Consider the following 5,627-nt stretch of genomic DNA (forward strand, 5'->3'; position numbering starts at 1 on the left):
GTCTTGCCGCCGCCAATCAACGTGCAACGACCCGGGGCCCGATATTCTTCGATCTGGTCGCGTAGCGCTCGGAGCGACGGACCAGCAACAGCGGCGATCGCGCACCCTATGCTGTCCAGAATGTTGCGCTTGAAAAGCTGCCGAATATCGGTTGCCAGGTGCTCCGGTCGGGCGGCAACTGCAAAGGCGCCGATCCGTTCAACGGCCGGGTGTGTCTCTGCCTGCCGCTTAGCTGTAATGAATTCAGTCATACTAGCCATCTCAATCTCTCCTTGTCTCTTCGCATCTGAGCGGCTGCCCGCTTGAGCCCGGTTCATCCAGCTATCTCGAAAATGATTTCCAACTCGACCGACGTACCGAGTGGAAGGCTTGCGACGCCATACACTAGCCGGCAAGGGTTCTTGTCTTTGCCGAAGACATCTTGCAAAAGCTCTGAAGCACCGTCGGCTACTTTAGGCTGATCGCGGACATCGCCCGAAGTGGCCACTGCGACTCCGAGCCGGATGATCCGCTTCACTTTGTCGAGCGATCCCAGATGCTGCTTCGCGACCGCAAGGCCGTTCAGCGCCGCTAGGCGAGCAGCCGCGCGCCCTGCTTCCACATCGAGTTCCGCCCCAACGCGCCCGATGAATTTGGCTTCTCGGCCTTCAGTGGGGAGCATTCCGGTTAGAAAGAGCAGGTTGCCCGTCTGCACCGCTTCCGCGTAGATGCCGAACGGCTCAGGCGGCGCTGGAAGCTTGATGCCGAGTTGTCTTAATCGCTGCTCGGCAGTAGCAAGATGAGAGCCATTCCCATTCAAGACTTCGTCCTTCGAACCCATATTCATTGATCTCGCTCCAGCGGCCTCGGTTTGATCGTCCCCATTCTGATTTTTCACAATGTTCCATCTCCGATAGATTCGTTCTGTTCCGTCTTGGCAGGCGTTACCAACAGCCGGCGTGAACACCGCCGTCCACGTGGAGCACCTCTCCTGTTACTTGACCTGCCTGTGCGAGATAGAGAACAGCGTCGGCAACGTCTTTTACGTCCGCCATTCTTCCCATGGGCTGCAATGTCTTTAGAAAATCCTTGGGATTATCCTTGTGCATTGGCGTATCCACCACGCCAGGAGCCACAGCGTTGAAGCGGATACCTTGTTTCGCATATTCAATCGCGAGACTCCGAATGATTGAATTCAGGCCTCCTTTAGTGATCATCGGGACCGAGCCATTTACGCCAAGGATCGGCTGATCGGCAAGCGCCGCAGTGATGCTTACGACGCTTCCTGATTTCTGCTTCAGCATCTGTTTCACAGCAAGCTGAGTGATGTACAGGAATCCCAGCAGGTTCGTTGAGACCAACGCATTGAAGTCCGTTGTAGAAAAGTCCGTGAAGGGCTTCGTGAAAAAGATTCCGGCGTTACTCACCAGAACATCGATACTTCCAAAGTTTGTGATTGCTGCCTCGACGACCTTCGCGGCAGTCTCCGGCCTACCGATATCGCCATCGATGAGAACCAGGGACGTCGAGGGAGTCAATTGTTGGCTTACACTGCGAGACGTCGCAACGACGTTATAACCCTGTTTCAGGAAGGCCTCGACTAAACCGGCTCCGATTCCTCGCGATGCTCCTGTAATGATTGCTGTTTTGTGGTCTGGCATGTGACTCCTGCTTAACGTTTCGGACCAATTGGTATCAAAACAGAGGTGCGGGGGCGAAACAATTAGACGAAGGTATCGTCGATACCTTCTCATTAGTCGAAGGGTTCGCCGAATGAACGATCATGCGGTCCGGGGTTCAACGTGATTTGCAAGTCGCGCCGAGGCCGCGATCGTGACCGCGCGCCAATTTCGGACTTCAGATCGAGGCGGGCTGTCCATGATTTCTGATTCGTCGAGCCAATCCTCTGCCGAACGCTTGCCTTGCTCTGGGCCGTACAGTTTCGTCACCGCAGCAATGAAGGCAGACAGCTCGCGCTCCGCCAGGTGCACCTGCTCCTCGTAAATCGAATCGGAAAACGATTCTTTCGTGTCCATTGGATCCCCGTCCGTTTCAGCTATGTCGGGCATCAGGAGTAGGTTTTCATCCCCAGGTTCACAAGGTTTCTGATGACTCAGATGGCGTGTACAAGTGTGATCACACCAGAAGCGTAGAGAAGAAACAATTAGACGATGGTATCGACCATACCTTCGTATCGGATGGCGGGAGTGCTTTTTCCGTCTTTTCTCTTTAAGCTTTGTCCCCTTTGATGTTTTGTATGTTGTTGTCGATCCGACCTGCAGAACCGATACCAAAGTACAATAGACACGCACCTACGGGGTGGGTCATTCTCCTCGGGGAGATGACGCGGGGAGCTACTGCCGAGGCGCTAGGAACTGCTATGAGACAAATCTCGGCGCCCATCTCTTTGGCAGGGTCGCGGCTCGGCCAACCACGTCATGTCTGCGCGTTTTTCAACAGCGCTGAAGAAGAGTATCGCGTGTTATTGCCGTTCATTAAGGATGGGTTCGAGTGTGGAGACAAGGCGATTCACGTCATGAGTCCTGATCAACACCGTGACCACCTGCAACGATTAGCCGGCATAGGAATTGACTCGACCGCCGTCCAACGAAGCGGTCAATTCGAACTTCGGAGCAGCACGGAAACCTACCTTCAAGATGGTCGATTCGATCAGGATCGCATGCTGCAGTCGTTCGAGCTGATGACAAGCGGCAATGCCGAGGGAGGATTTCCCCTGAGTCGCATTGTCTGCCGCATGGACTGGGTGCCTGACGGTCAGTCGCACATCGACGATCTGATTGAGTTTGAAGCGAGGGTCAACGATGTGTGGTGCCGCCACGATGATGCGGTCATCTGTACGTATCATCTTTCGAAATTCAGCGGAGACGCTGTGATTGACATCATGCGCACGCATCCATTGGTCATCGTCGGCGGCATTCTCCAGCACAATCCGTTCTTCGTGCCTCCAGGGGAGTTCCTGCATGAAATTCGCGCCCGGCGGGCAGGGCAGCCTGCGCGGCCTACGACAGCAGGCTGACCATGAAAGTGCAACTCGAACATCCCGTAGACGAGATCAAGCGCCTTCAACGTTGCATGAATGATCTGGTCAGCCTCCTCGCTCTTCCAGCCATGTGGAGTGGCAGCGAAGCCTGTGAAATCGTTCATACTTTGCTCGACTCACTCCTTCGCATGCTCGATCTGGACTTTGTGTATGTAAGCTTGACAAACCTAGTCGACGCAGCGCCTTCCGAGACAGTCAGGGTCGCTCCATCGCAGGAACAGATGTTCCGACCGCCAGAGCTCTGTGCGTTCCTCAATCGCTGGTTGGGAGATGACCCGCAAAAACGTTATCTCCAGGAACGCAGTCACATCGGAGAGGAAGAGGTTTCACTCGTCTCCTGTCCTCTCGGGGTTCAGCGTGAAATCGGGGTAATCGTGGCTGGGTCTCGTCGAGCAGATTTCCCGCGGGATACCGAGGCACTTCTTCTGGGCATAGCAGCTAACCAGGCGGTGATCGGGCTACAGCAGGCACGATTGTTGAGCGAACAGAAGCGCGTTGCCGACGAACTCGATCAAAGCGTCGCGCAACGGACCGCAGAACTGGCTGCAGCCAACGAAGTGCTGAGAAAGGAAGTCGCCGAACGCAGGCGCGCGGAGGAGGCCCTAGCGGCGAGAAAGCGCGATTTACGCTTAATCGTCGACGGCATCCCCGGCTTCGTGGCACTCCTGACGCCGGCCGGTGAAGTAGCACTGGTGAATCCCCAACTCGTGGAGTACTGCGGCAGGACACTGGAGGAATTGAGGCTCTGGGGGACAAGCGACACGATTCATGCTGAGGACCTTCCTCGCGTCGTCCAGATCTTTGCACGATCGATCGCGTCAGGGAATCCATACGACTTTGAGGCACGCCTCCGACGCTTCGATGGCATATATCGCTGGTTTCAGGTGCGGGGGCTGCCCGTTCGAGATGCGGATGGGCGAATCCTTCGCTGGTGCTCTCTGCTCACCGATATTGACGAGAGGAAGCGCGCAGAGGACGCACTCAAGCGCAGTGAAGCATTTCTAGCCGAAGGCCAACGTCTGAGTCGAATGGGCTGTTGTTGCTGGCGTGTGGAAACAGGCGAATTCACGTGGTCAGGGGAACTCCATCGCATTTTTGGGTTTGAACCCGATGTGCCTGTGACGCTTGACTTGATCGCTAGTCGAGTCCATCCAGAAGACTTCCCGCTGTTGAACGACATGGTCGAGAAGGCGCGAGGTGCGGTCACAGATTTTGAGTACGAATACCGGTTACTAATGCCTGATGATTCGGTCAAATACCTGCACATGATCGCGCACGGGATTCGCGACAATGACGGGCGGCTGGAATATATCGGCGCGGTTCAGGATGTGACGCAGAGGCAAATTTCGGAAGAGGCACTTGCCAAGGCCAGGTCGGAGCTTGCACACGTCGCCAGTGTCACGAGCCTCGCTACCTTAACGGCGTCCATCGCGCACGAGGTGAACCAGCCGCTCTCAGGTATCGTCACTAACGCCAGCACCTGTCTGCGGATGCTGACATTGGATCCACCGAACGTCGACGGTGCGCGCGAAACCGCCCGGCGGACGATTCGCGATGGCAACCGTGCGTCTGATGTGATCACTCGATTGCGCGCACTCTTCAGCAAGAAACATACCAGCGCTGAGCGGGTGGATCTCAATGACGCTGCAAGAGAGGTGATTGCTCTGTCATTGAGTGAGCTTCAAAGAAACCGGGTGATTCTGCATTGTGAGCTTGCCGACGACCTTCCGCTTGTCACAGGTGACCGCGTGCAGCTTCAGCAGGTAATTCTGAACCTCATCCGGAATGCTTCGGACGCGATGAACACCGTCCATGATCGCCCCAGGGAGTTGCTGATCAGGACCGAACGAGACGAAGGCGATCAGGCGGTCCTCAGCGTGAGAGATGCGGGGCTCGGATTCGATCCTCAAACTGCCGACAGGCTCTTCGAAACGTTCTACACAACTAAGCATGAGGGGATGGGAGTCGGACTGTACGTCAGTCGCTCCATTGTCGAAAGTCATCAGGGTCGCCTATGGGCAACGCTGAATGACGGTCCGGGAGCGACGTTTTCATTTTCTATTCCGCGGGGACCCGGCGGCGCGACCGGCGCCGACAGTAATCGTGACATGCGGGCGCCTGCCGTAGCCGATGCGGATGTTGCATGAGAAATCTATGAAAGTCACGCTTTCGAGAGATCGCGATCATCTTCATCCGCGGCACCGGTGTTGATATCGGCGCCGAACCAATACCAAAGCACAATGGCGCTCTCCACTGAAGTGGCGCATCCTAGTGACATGGACGACCGCCAAGTCGCGTTTTCATTGGCCATTCCTCGCGGACCCGAGAGTTTTGACGGCTGCCGAGAACGGTCGCGGCATTCGGAGACGCCAGGCGACGACGGATACGGCAAGAAGTCTATGAAAGTTACACGTTCACTTGTGTCAGTAGTCGATGACGATGAGTCCGTGCGTGAGTCGCTACCCGACTTGCTGAAGGAGTTCGGCTTTGCGGTCCGCGCGTTCTCGTCGGCTGAAGAGTTCCTTGCGTCCGATTGCGTCGGCCAAACCAGATGTCTGATCCTCGACATTGCCATGTCCGGAATGAC

The 5,627-nt window shown here is 56.0% G+C and carries 7 protein-coding genes; 3 read left to right on the plus strand and 4 right to left on the minus strand.

Features of this window, described 5'->3' with window-relative positions; all coding sequences use genetic code 11:
* From VNX88_10845 to VNX88_10860, 4 genes are all read right to left on the minus strand, one after another.
* Positions 1–260, minus strand: a 260-nt coding sequence (locus VNX88_10845) for an MmgE/PrpD family protein (protein HWY69157.1), incomplete at its 3' end; no start/stop codon positions are given.
* A 53-nt stretch (positions 261–313) separates the two neighbouring features.
* Positions 314–877, minus strand: coding sequence for a RidA family protein (locus VNX88_10850; protein HWY69158.1), 564 nt, complete (start codon positions 875–877; stop codon positions 314–316).
* Positions 878–923: 46 nt separating this feature from the next.
* Positions 924–1,640 carry an SDR family oxidoreductase gene (locus VNX88_10855; protein HWY69159.1) on the minus strand — a complete coding sequence of 239 codons (717 nt, stop codon included), beginning with the start codon at positions 1,638–1,640 and terminating at the stop codon, positions 924–926.
* 120 nt (positions 1,641–1,760) lie between these two features.
* Positions 1,761–2,015: a hypothetical protein gene (locus VNX88_10860; protein ID HWY69160.1), complete on the minus strand. Its 255-nt coding sequence runs from the start codon at positions 2,013–2,015 to the stop codon at positions 1,761–1,763.
* A 344-nt stretch (positions 2,016–2,359) separates the two neighbouring features.
* Between VNX88_10860 and VNX88_10865 the strand changes: the two genes are divergently transcribed.
* The 3 genes from VNX88_10865 to VNX88_10875 form a co-directional block, all read left to right on the plus strand.
* Positions 2,360–3,016 (plus strand): MEDS domain-containing protein, encoded by a 657-nt coding sequence (locus VNX88_10865; protein ID HWY69161.1) that lies wholly within the window; start codon positions 2,360–2,362, stop codon positions 3,014–3,016.
* 2 nt (positions 3,017–3,018) lie between these two features.
* Positions 3,019–5,187 carry a PAS domain-containing protein gene (locus VNX88_10870; protein ID HWY69162.1) on the plus strand — a complete coding sequence of 723 codons (2,169 nt, stop codon included), beginning with the start codon at positions 3,019–3,021 and terminating at the stop codon, positions 5,185–5,187.
* A 129-nt stretch (positions 5,188–5,316) separates the two neighbouring features.
* Positions 5,317–5,627 (plus strand): response regulator (locus tag VNX88_10875; protein ID HWY69163.1); only part of this gene is annotated, 311 nt, incomplete at its 3' end.

The organism is Terriglobales bacterium, from assembly GCA_035567895.1.
Classification (GTDB): Bacteria; Acidobacteriota; Terriglobia; order Terriglobales; family Acidobacteriaceae; genus Gp1-AA112.

Excerpts from the sequence above, each read along its gene's own strand:
- VNX88_10855 (HWY69159.1), bottom strand. The coding sequence starts at position 1,640 with ATGCCAGACCACAAAACAGCAATCATTACAGGAGCATCGCGAGGAATC.
- VNX88_10860 (HWY69160.1), bottom strand. The coding sequence starts at position 2,015 with ATGGACACGAAAGAATCGTTTTCCGATTCGATTTACGAGGAGCAGGTG.
- VNX88_10865 (HWY69161.1), top strand. The coding sequence starts at position 2,360 with ATGAGACAAATCTCGGCGCCCATCTCTTTGGCAGGGTCGCGGCTCGGC.
- VNX88_10870 (HWY69162.1), top strand. The coding sequence starts at position 3,019 with ATGAAAGTGCAACTCGAACATCCCGTAGACGAGATCAAGCGCCTTCAA.